General features: G+C 69.4%; 23 protein-coding genes. 7 read left to right on the top strand and 16 right to left on the bottom strand.

Features of this window, described 5'->3' with window-relative positions; translation table 11 throughout:
- Positions 1 to 11 precede the first annotated feature (11 nt).
- Together ACFDS6_RS09740 and ACFDS6_RS09735 are read left to right on the top strand one after the other, a co-directional pair.
- The gene (locus ACFDS6_RS09740) at positions 12 to 812 is read left to right on the top strand and encodes a hypothetical protein (RefSeq protein WP_375271965.1); all 801 of its coding nucleotides are present in this window, start codon (positions 12 to 14) and stop codon (positions 810 to 812) included.
- Between the two features lie 4 nt (positions 813 to 816).
- On the top strand, positions 817 to 1,797 hold the full coding sequence (locus tag ACFDS6_RS09735; protein ID WP_375271964.1) for a glycosyltransferase: 981 nt from the start codon (positions 817 to 819) through the stop codon (positions 1,795 to 1,797).
- Here ACFDS6_RS09735 and ACFDS6_RS09730 read toward each other — a convergent pair.
- Positions 1,779 to 2,702 (bottom strand): formyl transferase, encoded by a 924-nt coding sequence (locus ACFDS6_RS09730; RefSeq protein WP_375271963.1) that lies wholly within the window; start codon positions 2,700 to 2,702, stop codon positions 1,779 to 1,781. The genes ACFDS6_RS09735 and ACFDS6_RS09730 overlap by 19 nt on opposite strands.
- Positions 2,703 to 2,876: 174 nt before the next feature.
- Here ACFDS6_RS09730 and ACFDS6_RS09725 point away from each other — a divergent pair, with 174 nt between their 5' ends.
- From ACFDS6_RS09725 to ACFDS6_RS09710, 4 genes are all read left to right on the top strand, one after another.
- Positions 2,877 to 3,437, top strand: coding sequence for a polysaccharide biosynthesis/export family protein (locus ACFDS6_RS09725; RefSeq protein WP_375271962.1), 561 nt, complete (start codon positions 2,877 to 2,879; stop codon positions 3,435 to 3,437).
- Between the two features lie 7 nt (positions 3,438 to 3,444).
- Positions 3,445 to 4,830: an outer membrane beta-barrel protein gene (locus tag ACFDS6_RS09720; RefSeq protein ID WP_375271961.1), complete on the top strand. Its 1,386-nt coding sequence runs from the start codon at positions 3,445 to 3,447 to the stop codon at positions 4,828 to 4,830.
- Positions 4,831 to 4,887: 57 nt separating this feature from the next.
- Complete coding sequence (locus tag ACFDS6_RS09715; RefSeq protein ID WP_375271960.1) at positions 4,888 to 7,032, top strand: GumC family protein; 2,145 nt, start codon at positions 4,888 to 4,890, stop codon at positions 7,030 to 7,032.
- 109 nt (positions 7,033 to 7,141) lie between these two features.
- The gene (locus ACFDS6_RS09710) at positions 7,142 to 8,458 is read left to right on the top strand and encodes a lipopolysaccharide biosynthesis protein (protein WP_375271959.1); all 1,317 of its coding nucleotides are present in this window, start codon (positions 7,142 to 7,144) and stop codon (positions 8,456 to 8,458) included.
- Between the two features lie 40 nt (positions 8,459 to 8,498).
- Here ACFDS6_RS09710 and ACFDS6_RS09705 read toward each other — a convergent pair whose 3' ends face one another.
- The 14 genes from ACFDS6_RS09705 to ACFDS6_RS09640 all read right to left on the bottom strand — a co-directional run bounded on the left by ACFDS6_RS09705 (position 8,499) and on the right by ACFDS6_RS09640 (position 23,568).
- The gene (locus tag ACFDS6_RS09705) at positions 8,499 to 9,578 is read right to left on the bottom strand and encodes a glycosyltransferase family 4 protein (RefSeq protein WP_375271958.1); all 1,080 of its coding nucleotides are present in this window, start codon (positions 9,576 to 9,578) and stop codon (positions 8,499 to 8,501) included.
- On the bottom strand, positions 9,575 to 10,090 hold the full coding sequence (locus tag ACFDS6_RS09700; protein WP_375271957.1) for a glycosyltransferase: 516 nt from the start codon (positions 10,088 to 10,090) through the stop codon (positions 9,575 to 9,577). Before ACFDS6_RS09700 ends, ACFDS6_RS09705 begins: the two co-directional genes overlap by 4 nt.
- Positions 10,087 to 10,554, bottom strand: coding sequence for a glucuronosyltransferase (locus tag ACFDS6_RS09695; protein ID WP_375271956.1), 468 nt, complete (start codon positions 10,552 to 10,554; stop codon positions 10,087 to 10,089). The genes ACFDS6_RS09700 and ACFDS6_RS09695 overlap by 4 nt, the downstream gene beginning before the upstream one ends.
- Before the next feature lie 122 nt (positions 10,555 to 10,676).
- On the bottom strand, positions 10,677 to 11,579 hold the full coding sequence (locus ACFDS6_RS09690; protein ID WP_375271955.1) for a hypothetical protein: 903 nt from the start codon (positions 11,577 to 11,579) through the stop codon (positions 10,677 to 10,679).
- Between the two features lie 2 nt (positions 11,580 to 11,581).
- Complete coding sequence (locus tag ACFDS6_RS09685; protein ID WP_375271954.1) at positions 11,582 to 12,601, bottom strand: Gfo/Idh/MocA family protein; 1,020 nt, start codon at positions 12,599 to 12,601, stop codon at positions 11,582 to 11,584.
- Positions 12,552 to 14,210, bottom strand: coding sequence for a glycosyltransferase family 4 protein (locus ACFDS6_RS09680; protein ID WP_375271953.1), 1,659 nt, complete (start codon positions 14,208 to 14,210; stop codon positions 12,552 to 12,554). The genes ACFDS6_RS09685 and ACFDS6_RS09680 overlap by 50 nt, the downstream gene beginning before the upstream one ends.
- Positions 14,156 to 15,085 (bottom strand): SDR family oxidoreductase, encoded by a 930-nt coding sequence (locus ACFDS6_RS09675; protein ID WP_375271952.1) that lies wholly within the window; start codon positions 15,083 to 15,085, stop codon positions 14,156 to 14,158. The genes ACFDS6_RS09680 and ACFDS6_RS09675 overlap by 55 nt, the downstream gene beginning before the upstream one ends.
- An 80-nt stretch (positions 15,086 to 15,165) precedes the next feature.
- Positions 15,166 to 16,428 (bottom strand): glycosyltransferase, encoded by a 1,263-nt coding sequence (locus tag ACFDS6_RS09670; protein WP_375271951.1) that lies wholly within the window; start codon positions 16,426 to 16,428, stop codon positions 15,166 to 15,168.
- On the bottom strand, positions 16,428 to 17,711 hold the full coding sequence (locus ACFDS6_RS09665; protein WP_375271950.1) for a hypothetical protein: 1,284 nt from the start codon (positions 17,709 to 17,711) through the stop codon (positions 16,428 to 16,430). Before ACFDS6_RS09665 ends, ACFDS6_RS09670 begins: the two co-directional genes overlap by 1 nt.
- Complete coding sequence (locus ACFDS6_RS09660; RefSeq protein WP_375271949.1) at positions 17,690 to 18,544, bottom strand: glycosyltransferase family 2 protein; 855 nt, start codon at positions 18,542 to 18,544, stop codon at positions 17,690 to 17,692. The genes ACFDS6_RS09665 and ACFDS6_RS09660 overlap by 22 nt, the downstream gene beginning before the upstream one ends.
- Before the next feature lie 8 nt (positions 18,545 to 18,552).
- Complete coding sequence (locus tag ACFDS6_RS09655) at positions 18,553 to 19,884, bottom strand: O-antigen ligase family protein (RefSeq protein WP_375271948.1); 1,332 nt, start codon at positions 19,882 to 19,884, stop codon at positions 18,553 to 18,555.
- Positions 19,872 to 21,731 carry an acyltransferase family protein gene (locus ACFDS6_RS09650; RefSeq protein ID WP_375271947.1) on the bottom strand — a complete coding sequence of 620 codons (1,860 nt, stop codon included), beginning with the start codon at positions 21,729 to 21,731 and terminating at the stop codon, positions 19,872 to 19,874. The genes ACFDS6_RS09655 and ACFDS6_RS09650 overlap by 13 nt, the downstream gene beginning before the upstream one ends.
- Before the next feature lie 116 nt (positions 21,732 to 21,847).
- Positions 21,848 to 23,131 carry an SGNH/GDSL hydrolase family protein gene (locus ACFDS6_RS09645; RefSeq protein ID WP_375271946.1) on the bottom strand — a complete coding sequence of 428 codons (1,284 nt, stop codon included), beginning with the start codon at positions 23,129 to 23,131 and terminating at the stop codon, positions 21,848 to 21,850.
- Between the two features lie 2 nt (positions 23,132 to 23,133).
- Entirely contained in the window at positions 23,134 to 23,568 is a 435-nt protein-coding gene (locus ACFDS6_RS09640) for a hypothetical protein (RefSeq protein ID WP_375271945.1), read from the bottom strand.
- Positions 23,569 to 23,703: 135 nt separating this feature from the next.
- Here ACFDS6_RS09640 and ACFDS6_RS09635 point away from each other — a divergent pair, with 135 nt between their 5' ends.
- Positions 23,704 to 24,762, top strand: a complete 1,059-nt coding sequence (locus ACFDS6_RS09635) for an acyltransferase family protein (RefSeq protein WP_375271944.1) — start codon at positions 23,704 to 23,706, stop codon at positions 24,760 to 24,762.
- Positions 24,763 to 24,774: 12 nt separating this feature from the next.
- On the opposite strand, the gene ACFDS6_RS09630 is transcribed toward ACFDS6_RS09635, so the two are convergent.
- Positions 24,775 to 26,161 (bottom strand): sugar transferase (locus ACFDS6_RS09630; RefSeq protein ID WP_375271943.1); only part of this gene is annotated, 1,387 nt, incomplete at its 5' end.

The following is a 26,161-nucleotide window of genomic DNA, read 5'->3' as shown; positions in this document are numbered from 1 at the left end:
CGGGAGCAATCGTGACGAGAACCAAGTGGTTGTTTCTGCTGTTCGTGGGCCTGCTCGCCGGCCTGGTCTGGTTCGCGCGAGCCGGCGACGACCGGCTCGAACTCGGGAGTCGCGAGCCCTTTGCCAAGGGACCGTACCACGCCTTCGCGCAACCCTGGGGTGCGCAGAGTTCAGGCATCATGCGGTACTGGGCACCGTTCGCGGACAAGATCGACGTCGACGCCGCGCGGTTCCCGGACAACACGCGGTTCCGCTTCACCTGGCCGTTCTGGCGTCCGTCGAGCAGCACCGCGGGGGTTTGGGGCTATTCGATGCTGTCGTTCGGCAATTACGACGGCGGCGAGGGTGAAACCAAGATCCCGCCACGGCGCGTATACGAATTGCTCGACCTGTCGCAGCGCTTCTCCTGGTCGAGCAGCATGGCGCTGGGCGACGCTAACCTGCTGACCGAATTCTACCTCCGCTCCGATCCGAACGACAGCGAGTCGAAGCTGATCGAGATCGGCTGGTTCCTCCACGCGCCGCCCGCGACCGCGGCGTTCGTGCGGGAGGCCCAGCAGATCGGGCGCTTCACCGATGCCGCGGGCAAGACGTGGCAGGTCGCGCGCGACGACAAATACGTGATGTTCCTGCCCGCCGATGCGCAGGACGTGCGCACCGGCACGATCGACATGCGCGCGGCGCTGCGATGGTTGCAGGACAAGCGCGTGATCGTGGGTGACGAATGGTTCACCGGTGTCGCGATCGGGGTAGAGCCGCTGCGCGGTCGCGGGCAGGTGCAGATCGATCGCTGGGCCGTCACCTATCGCTGACGCGATGATCACGATCGGCATCAAGGCGCTGAACGAGGGAGCCAAGATCGCGCGCGCGATTCGCAGCGCGCAGGCGGCGGTGGCGCCGTTCGGCGGCACGGTGGTGCTCGCCGACAGCGGCTCGCGCGACGCGACGGTGGAGATCGGCCGGCGCGCCGGTATCACGGTGGTCCAGCTCGCCGACACGAGCGAGCGCTGCTGCGGCGCGGGGGCGCAGCTCGCGTTCCAATACGCTGATGCCGACTTCTTCTGCCTGATCGACGGCGATATGGAGCTGGCCCCCGGCTTCCTTGACGCAGCAATGGCCGTGCTGCGCGACCATCCTCACGTGGCCGGCGTCGGCGGACAGGTGACCGAGCGAAACCTGTCGAGCCAGGAATTCCAGATCAAGGCCGCTGCTATGGCGAACGAGGAACATCGTCGGGCTGGTCTGGTCGACCGACTGGATGGCGGCGGCGTGTACCGCATCGCGGCGATCCGCGAGACCGGCTACTTCGGCGACCGCAACCTCCACTCGTTCGAGGAATTCGACCTTGCCGCGAGGTTGTCGGCGGCAGGGTGGCAGCTGATGCGCGTCGATGCGCCGTCGGTGTTCCACGACGGTCACAGCGGCGGCCACGCGCTGATCGCGCGGCGACTGCGATCGGGTTATCTCGACGGGGCGGGCGAGGTGCTGCGCGCGGCGCTCGGACGCGAGCAGCTCGGCTACGTGCTGCGTCACCTGGGCCACCTGCGTTGGGCAGCGGCGATCGGCGCTTGGTGGGCGGCTCTGCTCGCCGCTTCTTTGATGGAACCGGCAACGGCGCCGATACTGCTCGCCCTACCCGTTCTGCTGCTGGCGTGGCGACGCGGCGGACTCGCGCTCGGCGTCTACTCCTTCCTGATGTGGAACGCGACCGCGCTCGGCATCCTGCGCGGCATAGTCCGACGGCGCGTCGACCCGCGTCGCCCGCTCGCCGCGGTGTCCTACAGCCCGCTCGATTGACGGGCGAGCCGCGCGCGCAGCCGCTGCCACTCGCGCCTCGGTCTCATCGTCAGGCTGTTCCATGAGGTGACGCCGCGTTTCACGTCGAGCAGCGTCACCGCACCCGCCGCCGACAGCGTGTGCAGCCCACGATTGAACGGCGCGAGATCGGCCGGGGCAGCGAATGGCGCTCCGATCGAGGCGACGAAGCGTTCCGGCGTCAGTGCGGCGATCGTGAGGAAGCGCAGCGCACCGCCGTAGCTTCGGCTCGAGTCCTGGATCGGCAGGACGAGGTGCCCGCCGCGCACGAACGGCGTTCCTCCCGGCCGCGCACCGCTCGCCGCGCGGTAGACGGGATTGGCCGGGTGCGCGCACCAGGGTCCGCGCAGCTGGTCGGCGTAAGCCGCGTGCAACACGGTGAGCCGGTCTCGTTCGGGGTAAGCAGGCGCGTAGAACAGCCACCAGCGGCCCTGATGGAACACCGGGGTCGCGTCGAGCGGCACGTGCGCCAGGTCGATCCGCGACACGGGCTCCCACGCCAGGGGAAAGTCGCGCGCGCGGTACAGCGTCAGCCCGCCCGACTGGAACGCTTCGGGCAGCATCCACGTCTCGCCCTCCGCCTCGAACACGTACGGGTAGGACAGGTGCCACGGCTCCTGGAGCACCACCCGTTGTTCGACGAAGCGCAACCGATCGTCGAACACGCACAGGTCGATGCGCCCGCGCGCCTCGCGATAGTCGAAGAACTCGGCGAAAACATGCAATCGTCCGTCACGCCACAGCGCGAACGGATCGGCCAGGTATCGCATCGGACCCTGGTCGGGGAACCAGTGCAGCGCCGATCCGGCGATCGTACCGCGCTTCGCCAGATCGTGGATCGGTGCCGCGACGATCGCCGGGCGCCATATGTCCTTGACGAACTCCATTTTTCTCCCCGACGAACGTTGCTCGTCACGTACCTGCGTCGGTTCGCGAAACTCTTGCGTTGCAACAAATTGGCAACTGCCGATCCTTGCCTCACCTATGTCATTATGGCACAGCCGACCACGTCCTTGTTAGGTCAGGGCTCTGTGGGGGGTCAGTTGTTTAGCGCTCGATACATGATGCTGTTGGCGGCCGCCGCGACGCTCGCCTCCTGCGGCGGCAAGGGGCCGGCGCCCATCTCTTCGGGCGAGCGCTTCTCCACTGCGGGTGACGTGGTGGAGGATTACCGCCTCGGTGTCGGCGACCGGTTGCGCGTGATCGTCTACCGCGAGGCTGACCTGACCGGTGAATATGCGGTCGCGGCGGACGGCAACGTGTCGCTTCCCTTGATCGGCAACGTCAAGGCGCTGGGCCGCAGCGTCGATGACTTCGCGCGAGAAGCGCAGGCGCGCTACGGCGACGGCTATCTGCGCGAGCCGAAGCTCAGCGCGTCCGTGATCAACTACCGTCCGTTCTTCATCCTGGGCGAGGTGGATACGCCGGGCCAGTACCCCTACACGATCGGCATGACGCTGCCGATGGCGGTCGCGACGGCCAAGGGCTACACTCCCCGTGCCGACCGCGGCACCGTGCGCATAAAGCGGCTCGGCGCGGTCGAGGAAGAAGTGTACCGTGTCGCGCCCGAACTGCGGATCTATCCCGGCGATACGGTCCGGGTGGGCGAGCGCTTCTTCTGACCCGTTCGTGACCCGGTTCGAGCAACCGCTGCTCGATCTGACCGGGTTCCCGCAATGCGCGGGCCGGATGGGTCACGGGCGCGTCGCGCGGCGAGCACGCGCGTCGACCGGGCTGCTGGGCAGTCTCGCGGTGGTTCTCGCGTGCTACGCTGGCCCCGCGCGCGCGCAGGTCGGCGAGGGCCTGCTCGTACCGCCGCTGGTGCCGCAGGGTTTCGACCGCGGCCGCAACGTCAGCGTGACCGAACAGGCGACACCCGATTATAGCCCGTTGGGCGGGCGGCTCGGATCATTCCTGTTGTACCCGAGCATCGAACTGGGCGCGGGTGCGACGACCAATGTCTACTCGGCCGCGAGCGATCCGACCGGCGCCCCCTTCCTCTACCAGGAGGCGTCGACGCGGCTGCAGTCGGACTGGAACCGGCATTCGGTCTCGATCCGCGCCAGCGGGCAGAACCGCGACTATATAGGCCAGTCGCGCGCGCGCGAGCGGACCTATGATATCGGCGCGACCGGCCGCGCCGATCTCGGCCGGGCGTCGTCGGTGACCGGCGAGCTCTCGTCGGCGCGCTTCGTCGAGAATCAGTTCACCGGCGAGGTCGTGCCGACGATTGCCGCCCTGTCGCGCTACCGCCGCGATCTCGCCTCGTTGCGGGGCGTCTACCAGGAAGGTCGCACGCGCCTGACGCTGGCCGGCGACTACAGCGCCTTCACCTTCAGCGACGTGCCGTTGCTCGACGGCGGCTCGCGCAGCCAGGCGACGCGCGACCGTTCGATCGCGCGCGTCAGCGGCCAGGCCGAGTACGCGACATCACCCAGCGTGTCGGTCTACGCGCAGCTCGCCTACGCCAACATCAACTACGACCGGCCGCTGAGCGCCACCGTTCCCAACCGCGATTCGAACAGTTACCGCGCGCTCGCCGGCGTGAATTTCGACATCGCGGGCAAGGCGCGGGGCACGATCGGCGTCGGCTACGTCCGGCGCGCACCCACCGCCTCGATCTACCAGAGTGTCGGCGGCCTGTCGGCGGAGGCGCGCGTCGACCTGTTCGTCACCGCACTCACCACGGTCACGGTCTCCGGCCGCCGCGTGCTGGAGGATACGCAGCTCAACCAGCTCGTCTTCTTCGACAATCGCGTCGCCGCGCAGGTCAATCACGCACTGTTGCGCAACCTGATCCTGCGCGCGGACGCCGCGTTCGATCGGCAGACCTTCCCGGACGGCAATCGCGGATCGGTCGACATCATCCAGCTCGGCACCGGCGCGCGCTACCTGGCCTCGCGCAACTTCGTGCTGGAGGCTGGCGCACGGTACAACAATCGGGCAGGTTCCGGCACGGTCGGCGGTGGTTTCGACGAGGCACGCGTCGAGGCGGGCATACGGTACCAGTTATGATCACGTTGATCTCGGCAGCGACGGGCCCGATCGGGGCGCACACAGGATGCAACTGACATGGAAATGACCCAGGACATCGCGCCGGCCGCCGATCCGCGGATCGCCGAGGTGTTCGCGATCGCGCGTGACACGCTGCGCCGCCGCTGGCTGACGCTGGCGCTGGTCGCGCTCGCGGTCATGGTGGCGGGCGCTGCGTTCGTGTTGACGCTGCCTCCCAAATACGCGGCGACCACGCGCGTCCGCATCGATCCGTCACGCAATCCGCTCGCGACGCGCTCGGCCGATGGCCGCGCCGAATTGACCACCGAGGCGATCGAGACCGAAGTGTCGGCGATCCGCGCGCTGCCGGTCGCGCTCGAGGTGGTGCAGAAGCTCAGCCTCGACAACGATCCCGAGTTTGCCAGCGCGCTGAAGGACGCGGGCGTCGCCGCGCGCACCAGCACCGCCGCGCGCCAGACCGCGGTCGCCAACGCGGTCCTCGGTCACCTCGACGTCAGCCGCGAGAAGCTGACCTACCTGATCGACGTAAAATTCACTTCGAGCAGCGGGCAGAAGTCGGCCGCGATCGCCGATGCCTTCGCCTCGACCTACATCGAGCGTCGCCTGAACGGCAAGGCGAGCACCGCCGAGCGCCAGTCGGAATGGTTCTCGCGTCGCCTGGCCGAGCTGGCGGTTGAGACGCGCGAGGCCGATCAGCGCGTTGCCGAGTTCCGCGGCGCCAACGGCATCACCGAGAGCAGCGCGGCGAACAGCGCGTCGGGTACCGTGCTCGACCAACAGGTCGCCCCGCTCGCCTCGTCGCTGTCGCTCGCCGAATCGGACGCGGCGGGTGCGCGCGCGGCGCTCAACGCCGCGCAGGCGCAGATGCAGCGCGGCGGGATCGGATCGGTCGCGGCCGTGCTCAGTTCCGAAGTGGTCACGCAATTGCGCGCGCAGCGCGCGCTCGTCATGCAGAACATGGCCGAGGTGCAGGCGCGCTACGGCGATCGCCACCCGGAAACGCTTCGCGTGCGCGAGCAGCTCGCCGGCATCGACGCGCAGATTCAGGCGGAGGCGCGCCGCGTCGTGTCATCGCTGCAGGCGAACGCCGCCTCCGCCGGCGCGCGCGCCGACAGCCTGCAATCCTCGCTGTCGAACATCGAGGCGCAGCGCGCACGCGACGCGCGCAACTCGGTGCTGGCCGAGAGCCTGGAGCGCGAGGCTGCGGCCAAGCGCGCGCAGTATGATCGCATGTCGCAGCTCTCGCTCGACAGCATGCAGGCCGCGCGCGTCAGCCTGGCGCCGGCCGAGATCGTCGACAATGCCGAGCCGCCCGCCGGGCCGACCTCGCCCAACCGCCCGCTGCTGCTCGTCCTGACGCTGATCGTCGCGCTCGCCGCGGGCACCGTCACTATCGCGGTGCAGGAAGCCTTGTCGGGTGGCCTGACCAGCGTCGAAGACATCGAGCGCGAGTACGGCCTGCCCGTGGTCGCCGCGGTGCCCAAGGTCGGCAAGACCGAGAACCCGGCCGACCTGATGCTCGACGAGCCCACCTCCTTCTACGCCGAGGCGCTGCGGATCGGGCGCGCGGCGGTGATGGGCGTGCGTGCGGGCTCCGCCCCGCAGGTGGTGGCGCTCACCTCCGCGCTGCCGGCCGAGGGCAAGACCACGACCGCGCTGGCCTTCGCGCGTACGCTGGCGATCGCGGGATCGAAGACGATCCTGGTCGAGTGCGACGTGCGCCGCGCGGTGATGCAGAACATGGCGCGCTCGCCCCGGCCCAAGGCGGGTATCGTCGAGGTGCTGCACGGCGATGCTGCGCTCGACGAGGCGATCATGACCGGCGACGTGCCCAACCTCGACGTGCTGCTCCAGCCGACGCGCTTCTTCTCATCGGAGAATCTGTTCGGCGAGCACGCGATGGATGCATTGATGCGCGACCTGCGCGGCCGTTACGAGCATATCGTACTCGACCTGCCGCCGCTGCTCGGGCTCGCCGATGGCCGCTTCCTCGCGATCCTCGCCGACGCGACGATCGTGGTGGTGAAGTGGAACGACACGTCGCGCGGTGCGGTATCTTCCGCCATCAACTTCCTGCGCACCGACGGCAGCCGCCCGGTCGGCATCATGCTGTCGATGGTCGATCCGGCCTCCGCCTCGGCCGGCGCGCTCAACTATTACTCGAACAAGTACAGCGACTATTACCAGAACTACCGCAGCTGAGCCGCCTTGCGCGCGGGTGGGCGCTGGCGCCGCTCACCCGTGACGACCCGCAGCGCCGCTTGCCCGTCCGGTGAAGCCGTGAACGGGCGCGAGATCCAGGATCGTCCGTTTGCCACGCACCCGCCCCTGGTCGTCGCTGCTCTCCCCGTTGACGTGGCGCTACGCGCTCGCCGCGATCGGCCCGGCGGGATCGTCGGGCGCGCAATTCCTGCTCAACCTGGTGCTGTTGTCGCAGGTACCCGCGGCAGCGTTCGGGCGCTTCACGTTCCTGCTGATCGTCGCGCAATTCGCCGCCGCGATCTGGTCGGCGCTGTTCTGCGCTCCCCTGCCCGCGCTGCTCGCCGACTTGCGCGAGGACGAGCGCGCGGGCGTGATCGATCGGTTGTTCCTCATCAATCTCATCGGTGCGGCGCTGGCCGGCGCGCTCCTGCTCGTCACCGCGCATCTGGTCGGAGAGACATGGGCGGCGGGCAGCGTCTTCGCGCTCTACGCCGCGCTGGCGCTGGTGCGCTGGTTCCGACGCGCGCAGGCCTATGTCGTCGCGCGTCCGCTGCGCTCGACCGCGTCGGACCTGGGCTATTGCGTGATGCTGCTCGGCGGCACGGTGCTGCTATGGACGGACGGCAGGGCGACGACCGAGGGCGCCTACTGGCTTCTGACCGCCTCCGTCATCGTCGGATTGCTGCCCTTCGTGCGCTTCGGCGAGGCAGGCAGCCGCGAACACACGCATACGCGCACGCGCCTGACGGCGTTCTGGCGACAGCACGTGCGCTGGTCGCTGTTCGGCGTCGTCGCGACCGAGGCGACCACCAACGCGCACGCCTATCTCGTCACCAGCTTCCTCGGCGCGGGTGCGTTCGCGCCGCTCGCTGCGGGTGCGTTGCCCGTCCGCCCCGTCAACGTGCTCGGCAATGCACTGTGCGAGTCCGAGCGCGCGCGATTCGCCGCGCTCGCGGATGAGCACGCGCCCGACGCGCTGCGCCACGGGCTGCGGCATTTCCGCACCGTGCTGCTGCTCGGCTGGTTCGCGACGGCTGCGGCGACGGTCGCCTTGTTCGCGCTACGCCCGTCGTTGCTCTACCCGCGGAACTATCACCTGCCCGAAGTCGCGGTCGCGGCCGCCTTGTGGATGGGCACCGCGCTGATCCGGCTGCTGTTCACGCCCGGCGCGACGCTGCTCCAGGCAATCGGTGAGTTCCGCGCACTGGCGATGATGTCGTGCCGAGCCTCGGTGGTGACCCTCGCCGCGACGGGCGCGCTGGTCGTGCTCGCACCACCGGCGTGGTCGATCGTCGGCGTGCTGATCGGCGAGACGATGATCCTCGTCCTGATCGAGCGTCGCGCGCGCGCCGCGCTGGCCGACGCCGACCGGCTCCACGCGGCCACGCCGCCGGCGCCGGGCACCGAGAGCATCTGGCAGGCGTGAGGCTCTTCCCCGGTTGACGCCGCCGCGCTCGGTGGATCGATCAGCGGGAGGCCACGTCCACGACGATTCGCTCCAACCCGCCGACGATCACCGGCCAATCATACGCCGCTCGCACGCCGGCACCGATCACGCGTGCGCGCGCACGCAGCACGGCGGTCGGGATCGCGCCGAGCCGCGCCGCCACCGGCTCGATCTCGGCGTCGCGCGGCAGCGACAATCCGCCGAAGCGCGCCACCATGTCACCTGCTCCCGCCATGTCGAACACGATTGGGTAGGTGTCGCACGCCATCGCCTCCAGCACGATGAGCGGAAAGCTGTCGAGCGTCGACAGGTGCACCAGCACATCGGCCTCACGCAGCGCGGCGATCAGCCCCGCCTCGTCGCGCCAATCCTCGATCGCGATCACCGCGCCGAGATCGGCCGCCGCGACAGCGGCGTGGAGGCGCGCGCTCGTTGCCGCATCGCCGCGCCCGATGATGCGCGCCGAGAACGGAACGCCACGCGCACGCAGCGCGGCACAAAAAGCCACCATGCGGAACGTGCCCTTGCCTTCGGAGAAACGTCCGGCGTGGAGCAGTCGCACATGGTCGGGCGGCGCCCGATCGATCGGCGGTCCGGCGAGGCTCGCGTCCGGCAGGAACGTGCCCACGACTGCATGCTCTGCCGTGCGCGGCACGCAGATCTCCTCCGCCTGGCTGGCGAACAACAGCGCGACGCGGTCCGCCCGCGCGAGCAACCGCGCCGCGACCGCGCGGGCGAGGCCGTGCGTTTCCATGCGGCTCGCGGCGCCGAAATGCGGTGTCACGATCACCTGGTAGCCGAGCCGCTGCGCGACCTCGGCCAGCGCCAGTTCGGTCAGGTTGCTCGCCTGCACCCACGCCACCGCGAACCCGTCGCGACGCTTCCGGCGCATCGCGGCGATCACGCGCGCGATGCCGGGCAGGTGGCGGGGCGACAGATAAGCGGTGCCGCTCTCCAGCCAGGTGAGCGCGATCGTCCGCCCGCTGCGCGCCACCGCCTCCATCGCCCGCGCGCAATAGGATTCCAGGCCACCGGGATGGTGCGCCGAGCCGCCGATCATCAGCACGCGCGTGGGTTCGCGCGGAACTGCCTCGCTCACCGCAGCTGACTTCGCGCTCGCGCGCCCAGCCAGTGCGCCCGCTGCACGGTCATGAAATCGGCGATCGTGTCGCGCAGCCGATCCCGCTCGGGGCTCGCACGGTCCTCGTCCGGCGTCTCGAGCGGCGCGTGCAGGTGACGGGCGAGCTCGTCGCCGTCGCGCGCGGTATAGATGCCGCGCCGGCCCTCCAACGCGCGCAACGTCGCGACCTGATGATCGTTGCGATGTTCGTCGAGCGCGCCCAGCCGCGGGAACAGCACCAGCGGCTTGGCGTGACGCCGCGCCATCACCACGGTGCCGATCCCGGCGTGCGAGACGATGAAGGCGCAGTCGCGCACCAACGCCTCGAAATCGACCGGCCCGATGAAGTCGCGCCATTCCATGTTCGCGGGATGGAAGCGCCCGCTGCCGATCTGTGCCAGCACCGGCATCGACAGCGTCGGCGCGAGCTCGTCGACCAGTCGTACGAAGCGGTCGAACGGCAGTTGCGTGCCGACGGTCAACAGGATCACAGCAGCGCGCCCTCGAAGCGAAAGCCGTCCACGCCCGCCAGATGACTCCATTGTGTCAGGCGCAAGTCGGCGAAGGGCCGGGCGCATTTGCCGCTGAGCGAGGGCTTGTCCGACGCCGCGATGCTGTCGATCCACACAGTTCGCGCGCCGACCAGCTTGGCCGCGATCAGGCAGAACAGACCCGGCAGCGCGCCGGTCGTCACCACCATATTCGGGCGCAATCGCAAAACCAGCCGCACGCAATGCCAGAAGGACGACAGGGCGCGCAGCGGCACGTCGCGGTGCGAATCGGGCAGGACGCGGACGTCAGCGATCGCGTCGCGTACCGCCAATTCCTCGTTGGTGGTCGCGAAGACGGTGCGAAACGGGGCGAACGCCGATTTGAGCAGCATCAGCTCCTCCCAATGTCCCCCACCCGACGCGACCGCGAGCACCAGATAATCACCGGACGCCCTTGCCCCCACGTCGCCACGTCCTTCTCGCTACGCACCTATCACGGCCAACATCCCTGCCTAGCGCAGCCGAACCAGCGCGCCCAGTCCCGTTGGAACGATTGCGCAACACCGCCCACCTTCAAAGAGGGAGTTCACCCGTGAGCGAGAACCTCGACCGGGTCGAGCGTCCAATGCCGCGCGACCAGGTCGCGCGTCGCGCGGATGTTGGCGCGGCTCGACGCCCCGAACACGATGCTGTGTATGTTGGGCTGGCGGCACATCCAGTCGATCGCCTCGTCCGCCGGGATCGCGCCGGACGCGAGCACCGACATCGCCACGCAGCGGAAGCGATACTCGCGCAGCGCGCGCTCATAGGCATCCATGCCGCCGGACATGCGGAAGCCGCGCTTGTTGATCGCCGTGCATATGATTGGATTGTCTATGCCCAGACGAGCCAGCACAGGCAGCAGGCGCGGCATGTTCATGGTCATGTAGCCCGGCTCCGCGCCGTATTTCGTCCGCACGTGCGTGTCGAACATGCGAAATGCGTCGTGTGCGCCCAGACCCAAGAGCAGGTCGACCAGCACGTTCTGCAGGAAGATGACCGGCGTCCGCAGGCCGGCGAACATCTTCATCTCGGCATCGACCAGGAAGGTCGCGATCCCTTCCACGTCGCCGCGCGCGAGCGACAGGCCGCCCCGCATCAGTCGGGCGACGCCGTTGGCGCCACCTTCGCCGTGCGGCATGAAGCGCGACAGCGCGCCGATCATCCCGTCCTCAGTGACCGCATTGGCGTATTTGTGCGCGTAGGGCATGGCCGGGTAGAAGTTGAAGTCGCGAAATCGCTCGGGCCGGGCGCGCACGTGGTCGCAGATGCGCGCGACGCGATCGTGCGTCGTGCAGGTGAACCCGCGCACGCCCTCCTCCAACGCGGCTTCGAGCACGTCGCTGACAGCTTCGTCGGCCTGGAACCGGATCGCCTGCGCGCGCGCCTTCTCCTCCGACATATGGTTGATGCCGAAGAACTGGTTGTCGCCGAAGATCATCCGATCCATCGCTAGCGCCCGAAGATCGTCAGCAGGCGACGCTTCGCCGGCGTCGCGGTGCTGCGCGGTTGCTGCGCGTCGGCCAGCAGCATCGCCAGCACGCGGTCGGTCTCGGCCGCGGAGGCGAAGTCGTTCTCCGCCGGCACACGCGCCCCGCAGATCGCGGCGACGAAATGCTCGAACTGCGCGGCATATTCCTCGCCGCGAACGTAGAAGCCGACCGGCGCGGTCAGGTCGGTGGTGTAGCGGGTGTTCCAGCCAGCGTGATATCCGGGCGGCAACCGCGCGCCGTTGCGGGCGAACAGCTGCATTTCCTGGCGGTCGGCGTAAATGCGTCCGGTCGATCCCCAGATCGTCACCTTGGTGCACATCTTGCGCTGCGACTCGTCGCTCCAGTTGACCGTGACACGCGCGCTGGCGCGATCGAAGAACAGGGTGGCGTGCACCTCGTCCTCGGTATTGGCTGAGAAGATGCGGTTGAGCGCGGTGCCGCCGACGCCGGTGGCGCGGCCCATGTACCAGGTTAGCAGGTTGATCGGGTGCGCGGCGTAATCGTAAAGGCACCCACCGCCTTCCTCCCGGTGCGCGCGCCACGTCGCACCCGCGGAACGCAGCACCACCGGTCCGTACGCCTCGGCGCACGCGTGGCTCACCTCGCCGATCGCCCCCGCGTCCAGCAATCGCTTGACCTCGCGGAACGTGCTCATGAAGCGATGGTGATAGCCGACCTGGTTGACCAGACCGCGCGCTTCGGCGATCTCGCACAGCGTCGCGCTGTCCTGCGGCGACAGGGTCAGCGGCTTCTCGCAGAAGACGTGCAGCCCGCGCTCGAGCGCCGCCTTCGCCATCGCGACATGCGATCTGGACGGCGTCACGATCACCACCGCGTCGAGCGCGACCCGATCGAGCATCGCCCGAAAATCGGAGCAAACGTGCAGGCCGGTCTGGCTTCGCAGCAATCCGAGCACGAACGCGGCGCTGTCACATACCGCGACCACCTCCACGCCCTCGACCATCCTGATCTGCGCCAAGTGCGCGAGCCCCATTTTCCCCAACCCGACCACCGCCACCCGCATGTCGTGCCCCCTCCCCTCGTTCCCCGCCCAATCCGATGCCGCCGAAGACGCGGAGATAGTCGTCGGTCACCCGCTCCCACGAGTAAGTGCCGGCCACGTGCCGCTGCTGCGCGACGCCGCTGGCGCGCAACCGGCCGGGGTCGTCGAGCGCGCCGGCCAATCGCGCGCGCAGGTCGGCGGCGTCGGCGGCGGCGAAGTAGATGCCATGCGCCCCCAGCGCGTAGCGGTTCATGGAGATGTCGGAGCAGATCACCGGTGCGCCCAGAAACGCCGCCTCGAGGAGCACCGGCGACAACCCTTCCAGGTCGGAGGGCTGCACGTAGACGAAACAATGCCGCATCAACGCGTGCACGTCCGCGCCGTACAGGAAACCGGGCAGCACCAGCCGCGGGTCGCGACTGGCGTGGATCGCGGCGGCATAAGCGCTGCTTGCGGGCGCGCCGCCGACAAGCACCAGCTTCTTGCCCGTTTCCAGCGCCTCGAAGGCGGCAATGAGGTGATGCAGCCCCTTGTCGGGAATGAACCGACCGACGAACAGGAGATAGTCGCCCGACGTCAGTCCGAGCCGCTGGAGCAGCGCCGCCTCCGCTTCCGCGTCAGGCTGATAGTCGACCTCGGCACCGTAATGGATCAGCGCAAACTGCCGCGCGGCGCGCGCCTCGGCCTCGGCTTTCGCGAAGATGTTATCGAACACCACTTCGCTGTGAACCCGCGCGCTGAGCCACGTCATCGCGCGCAGGTAAGCCCGCGCGAGCGGTGACCATTTGCCGCGCTCCCACTCCTTGCCGTCCTCGGTCAGCACGGTGCGCTTGCCGAACAGCCGAAGGATCGCGCCGAACGGCGTGTTGCCTCCGTTCTGGATGTGAATGACGTCGGCGCGATTGTGGCGGATGATGTCGAAGGTTACACAGCCACCGTGCCATAGCGCCTCCAGCCCCGATTTACGGAAGGTGCGAATGGCCCGGCGTTTCACGCCGCGGAAGTCGGTCGACGCGCCAACCCCCTCGCGGAAGCCGACGCGATTGTAGGCGACAACTTCGTGCCCGCGCGCGACGAGCCGTGGCAGAAGCTCGACGACGAACTTGTCAGCACCGGCGCAGCCCGCGCGGGGCGGCAGGTAGCGAAAGCCGAACGATGCGATCCGCAGCTTCGAAGCAGTGGCCGTCGATGGATCGTCGATGATTGTCGGATCGTGTTCGGTGCCGCCCGGTGGCGCTCCGCCGCGTTCAAGGCGGCTTCGCAGCGCCTTATCGCGGATCGTCTGCCCGAGTGGAGGATCGCTGACCCGCGCCGGTCTGTGTCGTATGTTTTGGTCCGTGATCGATGGGCGCGCGATCGAAGCGGCTGCGAAGCGACGGTGGAACCAGCGATAAGCGCGCGCCGGAGGGGCCGGTCGCTCGCTTCTCGGCGCGTCGGTCGTTGTCGCGAGACGTTCGCGAACACGCGCGTGCCATGTCGGGGCCACCACCGCGACCGCGCGGTGCGCTTGGTCGGGTGGCGGCTCACGTGTCATGGCATGGGCGCGAGCGTCGCTCCCTCGATTTCCGCGATCGGATCGGACCAATAGTCACGCAGATATTCGTGCAGCGACACGCGCCAGTCACGCATGTGATCCATCCCGCGCAACGCGAGCTTGTGATTGACCAACCGCTCGCACGGCGGACGCGGTGCGAAGTAATCGGCGGCGAAATAATCCGAACCGACCGGCGTCACGCTGACCCGCTCCTGCAGTCCCAGCAAGCGGACGAGTTCGCGCGCGACCTCCAGCCGCCCGGTCTCGCCGCCGCATACCTGATTGTAGAGCCCGTAATATTCGGTGCCGAGCATCCGCTCGATGTTGCGCGCGAAGTCGATCGTGTAGGTCGGGGTGCCGAGCTTGTCGTCGACCACCTTCAGTTCGCGCGCGCCCGCCCCCAATTGCTTCATGATCTTGGCGACGAACTTCTTGTCCTTCGCCGGGCCACCGCCCATCATCCACCCGGCGCGAAAGATGAAGTGCTTGGCGACGCTGCGCTGGACGTGCAATTCGCCCATGTACTTGCTGCGCGCGTAGACACCGAGCGGGTTGGGCTGGTCCCAATCGTCGTACAGCAATTTCTCGCCGTCGAAGATGCCTGCGGTGGAGATATACACCAGCGGCACTCCATGCGCGTTGGCGAGCGTGGCGGCGTGCTCGACCGACAGGGTGTTGGTCCGGTACGCGTCGTCGGGCTCGCGCTCGCAATATTCGAGGTCGGTGTGCGCGCCCAAATGAATCAGCACGTCGGGCGCGAACGCCTCCACCGCGCGCTTGTACTGCGCGAAATCACGAAAATCGCAGTGACTGAGCCAATCGGCGTTGAGATCCACGTCGCTGCAAGCGACCTGATGCCGCTCAGCGAAAGTTCTGTGCACGGCTTCCCCGAGCATGCCTCCGCAGCCAGCGACGTAAATCCGCATCAAACCCCCGTTTCCCTGGTAAACAATCTATTGATACGCCACGTGATCGGTCAAGTTGGCGTCGTGCCTGACTACTGCATTTACTTACAAATGCGAGCATATTGCGCTCTTTCGTCGGCGGCGACGACACCCAGCTCGGCGTAGAGCGCGGTCATCTCGCGCAGGTAGCGCTCGGTGCTGAACGTTTCTCGCACGAACGCGGCGGCGCGCGCACCGACCTGCGCGACGACCGGATCGTCCGCGTCGCGCACCGCGCGGAGTTGCGCGGCGAGCGCGCCCACGTCGCCGCTCGCGAACAGCCAGCCGGTACGGCCATGCTCGATCAGCTCGGTGATGCCCCCGATCGCCGCACCGATCACCGGGCGCGCGTGGTTGAAGGCTTCCAGCACGGACTTGGGCGCGTTCTCATACCATTCCGACGGCAGCACGCACGCCCGCGCACCGCGCACCACGTCGAACAATGCGTCGCCGGCGCGGTGGCCGTGGAACGTCACGTTCGCCCCCGTTTCCGCCGCCAGGGCACGCAGCGCGGCCTCCTGCGGACCCTCGCCCACTAGATGCAGCGGCACGCGCGCGATCGCCGCCGCGCGCACCAGTGTCGCCAGCCCCTTCTCGAACGACAGCCGCCCGAAATAGCAGAAGTAATCACCCGGCGGCGCGACCGACGCGGGCGGCACTAGCGCCACGTCGTTGGGGATGTGAACGAGTTGCGCGCGCGGCCAGCCCCATTCGACGTGCTTCTCCAGGTAGAAGCGGCTGGGGCAGACGATGCGGTCTACGTGACGGCGGTATGCGCGGGTCAGGCGATGCACCGCTGACTCGACGCTGATCAGCGCCGACAGCGGCAATGATCCGTGCATGCAGCGCCGCGTCGCGCAATGGAACACCGCGTGCGGCTTGCACGCCTCGCACACGCCGGTGCCGTCGTGCATCCGATAGGCGGGACACAGCAGTTTCAGATCGTGCACCGTCAGCACGACCGGTATTCCGCGCCGCTTCAACTCGGCGAGGATATTGGCGCCGATGTGATGGCGAATGTTATGGACGTGCGCGATATCGGCGGGAAAGGCGTCGAGCAGACGGTGCAGCGCGCGCGCGTGGCTGCGCGAATGGATCACCTGCTTGGCGATCGCGAGCTTGCGCCACGCCGGGTAATCGTGGCCCAGTTCGATCTCGTCGACGAAGAAGCGCGACCAAGGCGTTTTCTCGTTTCGCGGGTGGTGCATCGCGAACCAACCGCTCTCCCAACCCGCCCGCGCGAACATGGCGCCGTGGTCGAGATAGACCGCGTCGGCGCCGCCGCGGCGGTAATGATAGGTGTTGATGTTGAGCAACCGCGGCATCAGCGCACGCGCCGCCACAGCATCGTCAATTCGGCGATCAGCACGATCAGCTCACCGGCCACCGCGGGGTAGAGCACCGCCGCCACGTGCCCGCCGTGCGCGAGCCAGCACGCCAGCGCGAGCACCCCCGGCACCACGACCATCAGCGTCGCCGCGGAGAAGCGGAACACGCCCATGACGTTCAGCAACACCGCGCCGGGCAGGCGCACGACGTTCACGGCGACGACCGCGAACGCGAGCGCCGTCGCGTGCCCGATCGCTTGCGCGTCATACCCCTGCGCGAAGACGCGCGGCACGAGCCACGCCCAGCCGTGCCACAGCGCCGCCCCCAGCAGCAGGCACGCGAGCAGCGCCAGCGCCGTCGACGCGACGTACATCCCGCGCACCGCGCGCCGCCGACCGGCATGGATCAGCGCGGCGAACTCGGCGCGCAGCGACGCCTGGAACGTCAGCGCCATCAGCCGCAGCGGCGCCAGCAGCGCCGCGGGTGCGGCGACGACCGCGAGCGCGGCGAGCGACCCGGTGCTCGCCAGCGCGAGATTGGGCGACAGCGCCGACGCGGTGGACAGGGCGATGGTGACGAGCGACCAGCCCGCGCGCGCCGCGTGGCGGCGGTAGGCCGCGACGTGCCGCCGAACGCGATGGCGACCGGTACGAAGCGACCGAACGGCCGGCGACCCCATGATCGCGACCAGGTTCGCTAGCGTCAGAACGATCAGCACCTCGACCAGCCCGGCCGTGACGCCGACCGAGGCGATCCCGCCCGCCGTCAGCGCAACGAACACCGCATCCTGTGCGAGTACCGTTCGCGGTTGCCGAAGCGCGTACAGGTAGGAGCGCGCGTGGCTGCGCAGGCCCGTCGCCGCGACGAACGCGCTGCCCGCCGCGACGACGCCGGCGGGCAAGTCGAGCGCCAGCAGCGTCACCGCGGTCACGGGCACGAAAGCGGCGACGCACCACCACGCGACGCTGGCGAAGACGCGGGCGCTCGCGCGCTGCCGCGCCGGGTGTCGCAGCCGCGGCAGGACATGCCCCATCTGTTGCGTGACGAGCGCGGTCAGCAGCACGCCCGCGAACCCCTGCAGCGTGGTCAGCATCGCGCAGGCACCGAACACGCGCGGCGCGAGGTGGCGCACCAGCAGCAATCCCAGCACGAAGTTGCAGCCGCTGTTGAGCAACGTCGCCGCCCCCGCCTGCGCCAGCCGACGTGGCAGCGGCGTGGCGAGGAGGCGGTATCCGCCGAACGGAAAACCCGCCGCGATCACCCGCGCACCCGTCGCCACGCGCGCGCGACCTCGCGCCGGCCGAGCACCCCGGCGAGTGCAGCGCGCAGCGTCAGCCACACAGCGGCGAGCGGTGCGCGCCGCCGCAGAATGCGGATGTGGTTGCGGTAGCGAAAGGCGACGCGCGCGCGCGGACTCATCCACCTGGCGTAGCGCCGCAACCACGCCAGCGACTGATCGAGCGATGCCGCCTCGCTGACGCGCGCGACACCGCGCACGTCGCACCAGCAGGTGAGCGGCTCCTCCAGCTGGAGAAAGCACGCCCCCGCGCTTGCCAGCCGCAGCACGAAGCCGGGATCGCTGTGCCGCCTGGTCGCGGCGTCGAACCCGATCCGCGACGCCAGCGCGCGCGGCAGCAGCATGGTACTGGTCTGGAGCAGCCCGTCGCGCACGAACAGGTAATCGGCCACGTCCTCGCCCGCGGCGATGATTGCCTGAGGTCGAACGCCGACGACCTGCCCGTCCGCCACGTCGAGCACGCGCGACGCGACCAGCAACCTGTCACGCAACGGATGCGCCTGCCACGCCGCGACCTGGCGCGACAATTTGTGCGGCAACCACCGATCGTCGCTGTCGAGCAGCGCGACCAATCGCCCGCGCGCCGCCGCGATGCCGGCGTTCATCGCACCCGACGGCCCGACGTTCTCAGGGAGGCGCACCAGCCGGACGCGCGGGTCACGCACGCTCAGCACCGCGTCGACCGTATCGTCGCCGGAGGCGTCGTCGACGACGATCACCTCCAGCACCGGATGATCCTGCGCCAGCGCGGAGGCGATCGCGTAACGCACCACGTCCGCGCGGCGATAGGCGGTGATGACCGCAGATACGCTCACGCGGCCGCTCACGCCCCGGCAGCCGCGTGATGGTGGCGTCGCCAGCGCGCGCCGATCGGCGGCACCGCGTAGCCGCCGGGCAGAAACTGGCGCAGCGCGAGATAGGCGATCGTCAGCAGCAACCCGGACGCGCGCTCATTCTGCAGCAAGGTCACGCTGGTCAGGCTGCTGATGCCGCCGAACAGGATCACCGACACCCATAATCGCGCGAAGCGATCGTGCGGCAGCCGGCGATAGGCTGCGGCGACCGGCGCCAGCAGCAGCGCGACATGCCCCAGCACCGCCCCCGGCCAGCCGGTGGTGACCAGCAGGTCGAGAAAGGAATTGTGCGCATTGCCCATCCGCATCAGCATCGGGTCCCCGGTGCGGAACAGCGGCCCATCCTCGCCCAGGAAGAAGGAAGCGTAGCCGCTGCCGAACAGCGCGTGCGCGCCGGCGTAGCGCCACAGCACGTCCCACAAATGCGTGCGCCCCGCCAGCGTTGCGTCGCCGAAGACGTCGACCAGCAGGATCGGCAGCAGCAGCCCGCCGGCAACCGCGAGCAGGACGATCAGCGGCGCGGCCACGATGGTCACCAGCGTGCCGGGCGCGTAGCGCGCCGCCACCCGCAACCCCGCCAGCAGCAGTAGCGACGAGGCGAGCGCCAGCAGCGACGTCTTCGCGCCCGCCAGCAGCATCAGCGCAACCAGCGGCAGTGCCAGCACCCGCAGCCATCTCCACCGGCCGCGCGCGATCGCCGGCAGGAGCAGCACCGCGAAGGCGAGCAGTTCGCCGAACTTCGCCTTGTGCGGGTGGAGCCCGCGCCACAGGCCGGCGAGCGTCGGCTCGACCGCGTCACTGGCGTGATGGATGGCCACGTCGGGGCGCAGCAGCACCGCCGCGACGTCGGCGACGACGAAGGCGAGCAATGTCCAGCCGAGCACGTGCACCAGGCGGCGCTGCGTGCGACACGTCACCACCAGCGCGGCGACCCCGAGGAAATACGCGACCTGCTTGCCCCAGCCGAGCAGCGCCTTTGCCGGCACCGGCGATACCAGGACGGTGAACCCGGACCAGCACAGGAAGGCGACGAGCCACGGATCGAACAATCGCGCCGGATAGGCCGGGCGCAGCCACCACGTCGCAACGGCGACCAGCGCCAGGGCGAGATAGAGCGGCATGTACAGCCGCTGGTCGACGACGGCGTACTGCGCGAAGGCCGCGCCGCGATCCTGTAGCGGCTGCAATCCGATCGCGGACACGTACAACACCGCGACCAGCATCGTGCTAGGCGCCCATGGTGCGGGGCGCGCACGCAGCCGCGCGGGCACCACCCGGCTCTTGCCCGCTACCGTGGCCATGCGAGATCGCGCATTAGATAGCGTGCCGCCGCCTGCGTCACGTGGCCGTTGTCGAAATGCACCGGCACGCCCGGCGCGGCGAGCCGCCAGCAGCGCCCGCGCGGACACTCGCGCGCGACGATCGAATGATAGCCGGCCCCCGCCCCGCGCGCGATCGCCCCAACCGCCCGCTCCCGCACACCGCCCGCCAATCGGAAGCGATCCACCGCGCGCGCATCGTTCTGCGCCACGCCGCGCGCGAGCAGCAGGGGAAAGCTGCCGTCATATTCGACCGCAGGCCCGATCACCGTCACCGCGACCCCGTGTGCGCGCGCGAAGGCGATCGTGCGCGCCAGCGCCGTATCCTCCTTCGCCAACCAGCGTCCGGCGAGTACCACCGCGTTAACCTGGCCGGTGGCGATCAAATCCGCGAACACGCGCCGCATCAGCGCGGTGCACCGCGGCGTCCCGCCTGCCCCCACCAGCGGACGGCAGCCCGCGGCGCTCGCCTGCAGCACGTCCGCGTGCGGGAAGTGCTCGGCCAATGCGCGCCAATATTGTGCGGCGTAGCTGTCGCCGACCACTAGCAGCACGGGGCGGCCGCGCCGCCTGGCGAGGCAGCGCGCCCAATCGAAGCCTGGCGCATCGTCGGTGGCGAAGCAGGTGCCGCGGCGGAACTGCGCGCGCCCATCCGCGCTGCGATCGTAATTGACGAAGGACGCGATCGCGGCGACGTCAGGGCGGTCAGGGTGCAGCCGCTCCGCCATGTTCGCCGCGCCGAGCCCGAGCGCCACGGTGATCGCGGTCGCAGCGGCTGCGCCCGCGACGACGCGCGCCGGCGCTGTCGTGCGCCAGCGCCGCATCGCCGGCCGCTCGAGCAGGAGGAAGGACAGCGCGCCGAGCGCCAACGACGCTGCGAGCAGCATCGCCGCCTCCGCAACGGTCAGCGTGGTGCCGAATCGCAAGCGGTAGAAGGTAATGACGGGCCAGTGCCACAGATAGACCGAGTAGGAGATCGCCCCGAGCCAGCGCAGCGGCCGCGCGGCGAGCAGCACGCCCGTCCGGGTTCCGGTGCCGTAGGCGAGCACCAGTGCGGTCCCGGCGCACGGCAGCAGCGCGAACGGCGCGGGGAACGGCAGGTCGGGCTTGAGCGCCACCAACGCGAGCAGGATCATCGCGACGCCCGCCGCACTCGCCCAGGCGCGCCACCGCGTCGGACGCCACCGCACCCGTCCCGCCGCGAGCCACGCGCCCAGCGCCAGCTCCCACGTGCGCGCCGGCAAGAGGTAGAAGCTGGCGGACTGCTGGTGGAAAGCCTGTACAATGCCGAGCGCGAAGGACGCCACGCCGATCGCGAGCAGCGTCGGGCGCGCTGAGCGGTGCCCACGCGCCAGCCACAGCAGCAGCAGCGGATAGCCGAGGTAAAATTGCTCCTCCACGCCGAGCGACCAGCTGTGGAGCAGCGGCTGCGCCTCGCCAGCGGCGGCGAAATAGTCGGTGGTCGCGTGAAAGTAGATGTTGGACACCGACGCGGCGGCGGCGGCGGCGCTCTCGCCCACGCGCCTGATCTCGACCGGCAGCAGCGCGGTCACCGCGTAGCCGAGCGTCGTCGCCAGCACGACCAGCAACACCGGCACGAGGCGCACGATCCGGCGCGCGTAGAAGTCGCCGAACGCGAACGTGCCCGCTGCCCGCGCGCGCAGCAGGTTACCGGTGATCAGATAGCCCGAGATGACGAGGAACACGTCGACACCGGCGAAGCCGCCGCGAACACCCCCAGCCGCCCAGGTGGAACAACAGCACGCCGAACACCGCGACCGCGCGCAGCCCCTCGATGTCGCCGCGGCGATGCGCCGAGCGCGCAGCATGCTCCTCGCCCCGTGCTTCCTTCAAACAAGCCCCCGCCTGTCCCCTGACCCGATTGTATCGACCGGGCCGGGGGCAGACTACGCAAAACACGTAATCGGCGGCGAACTGTAAGCCTTTACAGCATGACCGGCGCGAGCAGCCCCTGGCTCGCGATCCACTGAGTCATCAGGCTTGCCGGGTGCACCCCGTCGTAGGTCGGGGGCGCGCCCAGTTGCGCGGACACGTCGACGCGCCACTTGCCCTGTCCATTGTCGACCAGCCCCGCCAGGTCGATCACCCGCGCGCACCCGTAGCGCTGCGCGTTGGCGCGGATCCAGTCCGCCATCTGCACCAGCACCGCGCCCGCGGCGGTCACGTTCTGGTTGGCGAGCGTCACCCAATTGTCGCTCGACGACGTGTGCGGCAGCGGGGTCACCGCCCAAACGCGGTGCCCCATGCCGACCAGCTCGTCGGTCCAGTTGAGCCAGCGGTCCTGGATCTGCGCCAGCGTCAGTCCCGCGAACGCGTCGTTGGTGCCCGCCAGCGCATGGATCACGTGCGTGTAGCCCAGTCGCCGCAGCGCGCCCGTCCGCCCGATCCGGCGCGCCCCCGCCCCGCCGTTCGCGTTGGTCAGGTAATCCAGCCGGTCGCCCGGCGCCGACAAGTTGCTCCACGCGACGCGGCTGGCGAGCGCGCGCTCGATCCAGCCCGAATTGCCGTCGGCGTCATTGTCCCAGCCGGCCGCGCCGCCGCTCATGCTGACGTTGCCGTAGCTGATCGAGTCGCCGACGATCGCCACCGCCGGGTGCCGCCGCCGGTCGGGCGCGCGCCCCAAGATCGCGATCGGCTGGATCGCCGAGGCGAGCGGGCTCGCGCTCGGCATCGTCCCGCCCCACGCCCAATCGGTCGCGTTGACCCCGATGTAGCAATAATCGTGGCCGGCGAGCACCGATCGCCCGGCGGCGTAGCCCGACCCGCTCGGCACCCAGATGCGCGTGCCGATCGCCTCGCCGGCGTGGCGGTTGACCGCGACCGGTTCTGGGAGCAGCAGGTGATCGGCGGGGACGCTGGGCGACAAATTGCCATTCGCGCTCACGCGGCGGACCACGGCGGCGCCGTTGCCGGTGGCGCCCCACATCGTCTGCGCACCCCAGGTCGGCTCAATCCCTAAGTGGATGCCCGCGAGCGCCGCCGTCGAGATCTCGCCCGGTTGCAGCGTCCATCCGGCATAGACCGGCACGACGTCGAGCGCGCCGTACGGCAGGATGTGCCGCATCCGCGACACGCCCGGATTGTTCGACGCCACCGCGCGCCCGAACGCCGCCCCCGTGCGGCAGGCGATCGGGAAATAGCCCTCGTGCCGCGCCTCGGCGACCGCGCGCGCGCCGAGCGCGAGCCCCTGCGCTTCGTGATCCGCCATCGTCACTGCTCCACGCGGTAGGTGAGCGTGCCCGCGGTGCGCGCGAACTGGAGGTAGTAGGTCGCGCCCGCCACGCTCTCCTCGCCGATCGCCGCGTTGACGTTGCCGCTCCACGTGCCCTTCGGCGATCCGTCGATGAAGGTCAGCGGATGGCGCGTCGCGCCGTTGTCGCTCGACCTCAGTACCGTGACACTGCCGCTCCACTCGCCCGACAGGGTCACGACGATCGCGCGCGCCAGATCCGGCACGAACGGGCCGATGCTGCCGCTCTCCGCGCTCGATCCCGCCAGCGGCACCGACGCGGCCGCCGCGGTGACCGCGCGCGTCGGCAGCGGGTTCGCGCGGTCGACCGCCACCGCCGCGCCGTCGCGCGCGCCGAACGTCAGCGCGATCTGCGGCACGAAACCGCCCGGCGCCTCTACCTGCACGTCATCCATCGCATACCTCCAATCTGTTCACGGTATGTTCCGGGTATGTCGCCGCTTTCGTGTAGGACAGCGTCGATCGCGCGCGCGGTTGATGTCGCCCGCCGCGCATGTCACACCTCGTCGCGGCCGGCGGATGGGGGACGTGTGGCAGGACATCGTATCGCCTCGATCGACGCGCTGCGCGGGCTCGCCGCGCTGTGCGTCCTCGTGCAGCACGGCGTTCAGCCGATCGTCGGCAATCCTGGCACCGCGCCGAGCGTCAGCGCCTGGCTGACGGGCGTCACCGTCAACCGCTTCGATCTAGGGCGCTACGGCGTGATCCTGTTCTTCCTCATCAGCGGCTACGTGGTCCCGTTCAGCCTGCGCGGTGGGCACGCGCTGCGACGCTTCGTCGTGACGCGGGCCGCGCGGCTCTATCCCGCATTCTGGCTATCGGTCGCGGCGATGGTCCTGACGGCCGGTTCCGCCACCACCGGCGCGCAGGTCGCGGCCAATCTCACCATGGCCCCGTCGCTGCTCGGCCAGCCGCCCTTGTCGGGCGTCTACTGGTCGCTGTTCGTCGAACTCGTCTTCTACGCGCTCTGCGCCGCGCTGTTCGCCGCCGGGCTGCTGCGGCGCGCGGGCGCGGTGTTCGCGCTCGGCCTGTTCTGCGTCGCGCTGCCGCTCGCGGGCGTGTGGCTGCGTCGCTGCGGCATCGACGTACCGATCGCCTATCTCGGCGCGCATCTGTCGTTCCTGTTCGCGGGCACGCTGATGCGGATCGCCGCCGAGTATCCGGACCGCGCGACCAAGGGGTACGTCATCGTGCTGACGCTCGCCGCGCTCTCGATCATGCCGATTCTGGCGAGGCAGCCGGACCACGCCTTCACCCGCTCGACACCGGCGGGCGTGCTGCTCGCCGCCACGGCCGCCGCGACGACCTTCGCTGTTTTGCATCGCAGCAGCGTCGCGATGCCGGCCCCGCTGCTCCGCGTGGGTGCGACCAGCTACTCGGTCTATCTCTTCCACATCCCCGTCGCGCGCGTGGTGGCTCGGCTCGTCCCGCCCGACGGAGTCGCGGGCGCGATCCTTTATCTCGGCCTGACGCTCAGCGGTACCTTCGCCGCCGCGGCGCTGGTCTACGCCCGCATCGAGCAGCCGACGATCGCGTGGAGCAAGCGGCGCTGGCCACGCCGCGCGCTGGAACTCGCCGTCGCGCCGTGAACGCGCGACATCCTAGAAGGCGTTGCGGTGTACCAGTACCTTGAACGTCGCGACCAGGATCTGCAGGTCGCGCACCACGCTCCAGTCGTTAATGTATTCCAGGTCGGCGTCGAGCCGGTTGGTCAAATCCTCGGTCCGGTGCGTCGCGCCGCGGAAACCGCGCACCTGCGCGAGTCCGGTGAGCCCCGGCTTGCAGGCGTGGCGATGGTGGTAGCGCGGATCGACCTCCCAGAACAACCGATCACCCGCCAGCGACCCCAGCGCGTGCGGGCGCGGGCCGACGAAGCTCATGTCGCCGCGCAGGATGTTGAACAATTGCGGCAGCTCGTCGATGCTGGTGGCGCGGATCAGGCGGCCGACGCGGGTCACGCGCTTGTCGTCGCGCGAGGTGGATTGCGCGCCCGCGGTATCCGACAGCTCGGTTCGCATGCTGCGGAACTTGAACATCGGGAACAGCCGGTTGCCGTAGCCGACGCGCGGCTGGACGAAGAAGGCCGAGCCCGGGCTGTCGAGCCTCACCGCGATGAACACCGCGAGCAGCAGGGGCGCCAGGAACACGATCGCCGGCACCACGATGGCGAGGTCGAGCATGCGCTTCATCACCCGCTCGCGCGCCGGCAGCGCGCCGGTCGAGACGAGCACGGTGGCGATCCCGGCGAAATGCTTGTTGCCGATCGCGCCGAACTGATCGAGCTCGGGGACCAGCAATTCGGTGCGCACCGCGCTGCCCTTCATCGTCACCGACCAGAAGGCGCGTCGCTCGGGCAAGCAGGCGACGAACGCCTCGTCGACGCCCTTCAACGCTTGCGCCAGCCGGTCGAGGAAATACGGGTGCGGCGCGCCCGTTCCGGGGTCGATCCGCTGCGCGTCGATCGTCGCGACATTGTGCGGCAGGTCGATCGCCAGTCCGTCGAGCACCACCAGCCGCGACACCGCCGACCCGCGCAGCATCCGCTCCCCGATCTGGCCCAGGATCGCGCGGAACACGATCAACAGGACGGCGGACAGCACCAGCGACCCGCCCGCGAACAGCCGCGGCACGTAGGCCGCCCGGTTGAGGCAGAAGGACACGAACACCGCGAGCAGCAATGCCGCCATCAGCGAGGTCAGGCTCGCCCCCGTGCCACGCAACCAGTGCTCCAGCGTCCGGGGCCGCAGGTTGCGGATCTCCAGCAGCAGAAACAGCGTGAAGGTGGCGATGAACAGCCCCAGGACGCGCGCATCGTGCCACATATCGGGCTGAAGATAGCGCGCGAGCCAGAACCCCAGCGACACCGCCGCCGCATCGACCAGCAGGATTGCGGCGTAGAGCCTGATCCGCAGGCGGCGCTTCAACCGGCTCCGCTTTCCTGTCGCGGCAGCATCCAACATGATTACGACAACTGCCCCCTCGAACGCC

The sequence above is a fragment of the Sphingomonas sp. genome, assembly GCF_042095875.1.
Lineage (GTDB): Bacteria > Pseudomonadota > Alphaproteobacteria > Sphingomonadales > Sphingomonadaceae > Sphingomonas.
This window is presented reverse-complemented; position numbering and strand designations above follow the sequence as displayed.

Excerpts from the sequence above, each read along its gene's own strand:
- ACFDS6_RS09675 (WP_375271952.1), bottom strand. The coding sequence starts at position 15,085 with ATGCGGATTTACGTCGCTGGCTGCGGAGGCATGCTCGGGGAAGCCGTG.
- ACFDS6_RS09730 (WP_375271963.1), bottom strand. The coding sequence starts at position 2,702 with ATGGAGTTCGTCAAGGACATATGGCGCCCGGCGATCGTCGCGGCACCG.
- ACFDS6_RS09735 (WP_375271964.1), top strand. The coding sequence starts at position 817 with ATGATCACGATCGGCATCAAGGCGCTGAACGAGGGAGCCAAGATCGCG.
- ACFDS6_RS09645 (WP_375271946.1), bottom strand. The coding sequence starts at position 23,131 with ATGGCGGATCACGAAGCGCAGGGGCTCGCGCTCGGCGCGCGCGCGGTC.
- ACFDS6_RS09655 (WP_375271948.1), bottom strand. The coding sequence starts at position 19,884 with ATGGCCACGGTAGCGGGCAAGAGCCGGGTGGTGCCCGCGCGGCTGCGT.
- ACFDS6_RS09690 (WP_375271955.1), bottom strand. The coding sequence starts at position 11,579 with ATGGATCGGATGATCTTCGGCGACAACCAGTTCTTCGGCATCAACCAT.
- ACFDS6_RS09725 (WP_375271962.1), top strand. The coding sequence starts at position 2,877 with ATGATGCTGTTGGCGGCCGCCGCGACGCTCGCCTCCTGCGGCGGCAAG.
- ACFDS6_RS09650 (WP_375271947.1), bottom strand. The coding sequence starts at position 21,731 with ATGCTGCGCGCTCGGCGCATCGCCGCGGCGACATCGAGGGGCTGCGCG.
- ACFDS6_RS09715 (WP_375271960.1), top strand. The coding sequence starts at position 4,888 with ATGGAAATGACCCAGGACATCGCGCCGGCCGCCGATCCGCGGATCGCC.
- ACFDS6_RS09640 (WP_375271945.1), bottom strand. The coding sequence starts at position 23,568 with ATGGATGACGTGCAGGTAGAGGCGCCGGGCGGTTTCGTGCCGCAGATC.
- ACFDS6_RS09670 (WP_375271951.1), bottom strand. The coding sequence starts at position 16,428 with ATGCCGCGGTTGCTCAACATCAACACCTATCATTACCGCCGCGGCGGC.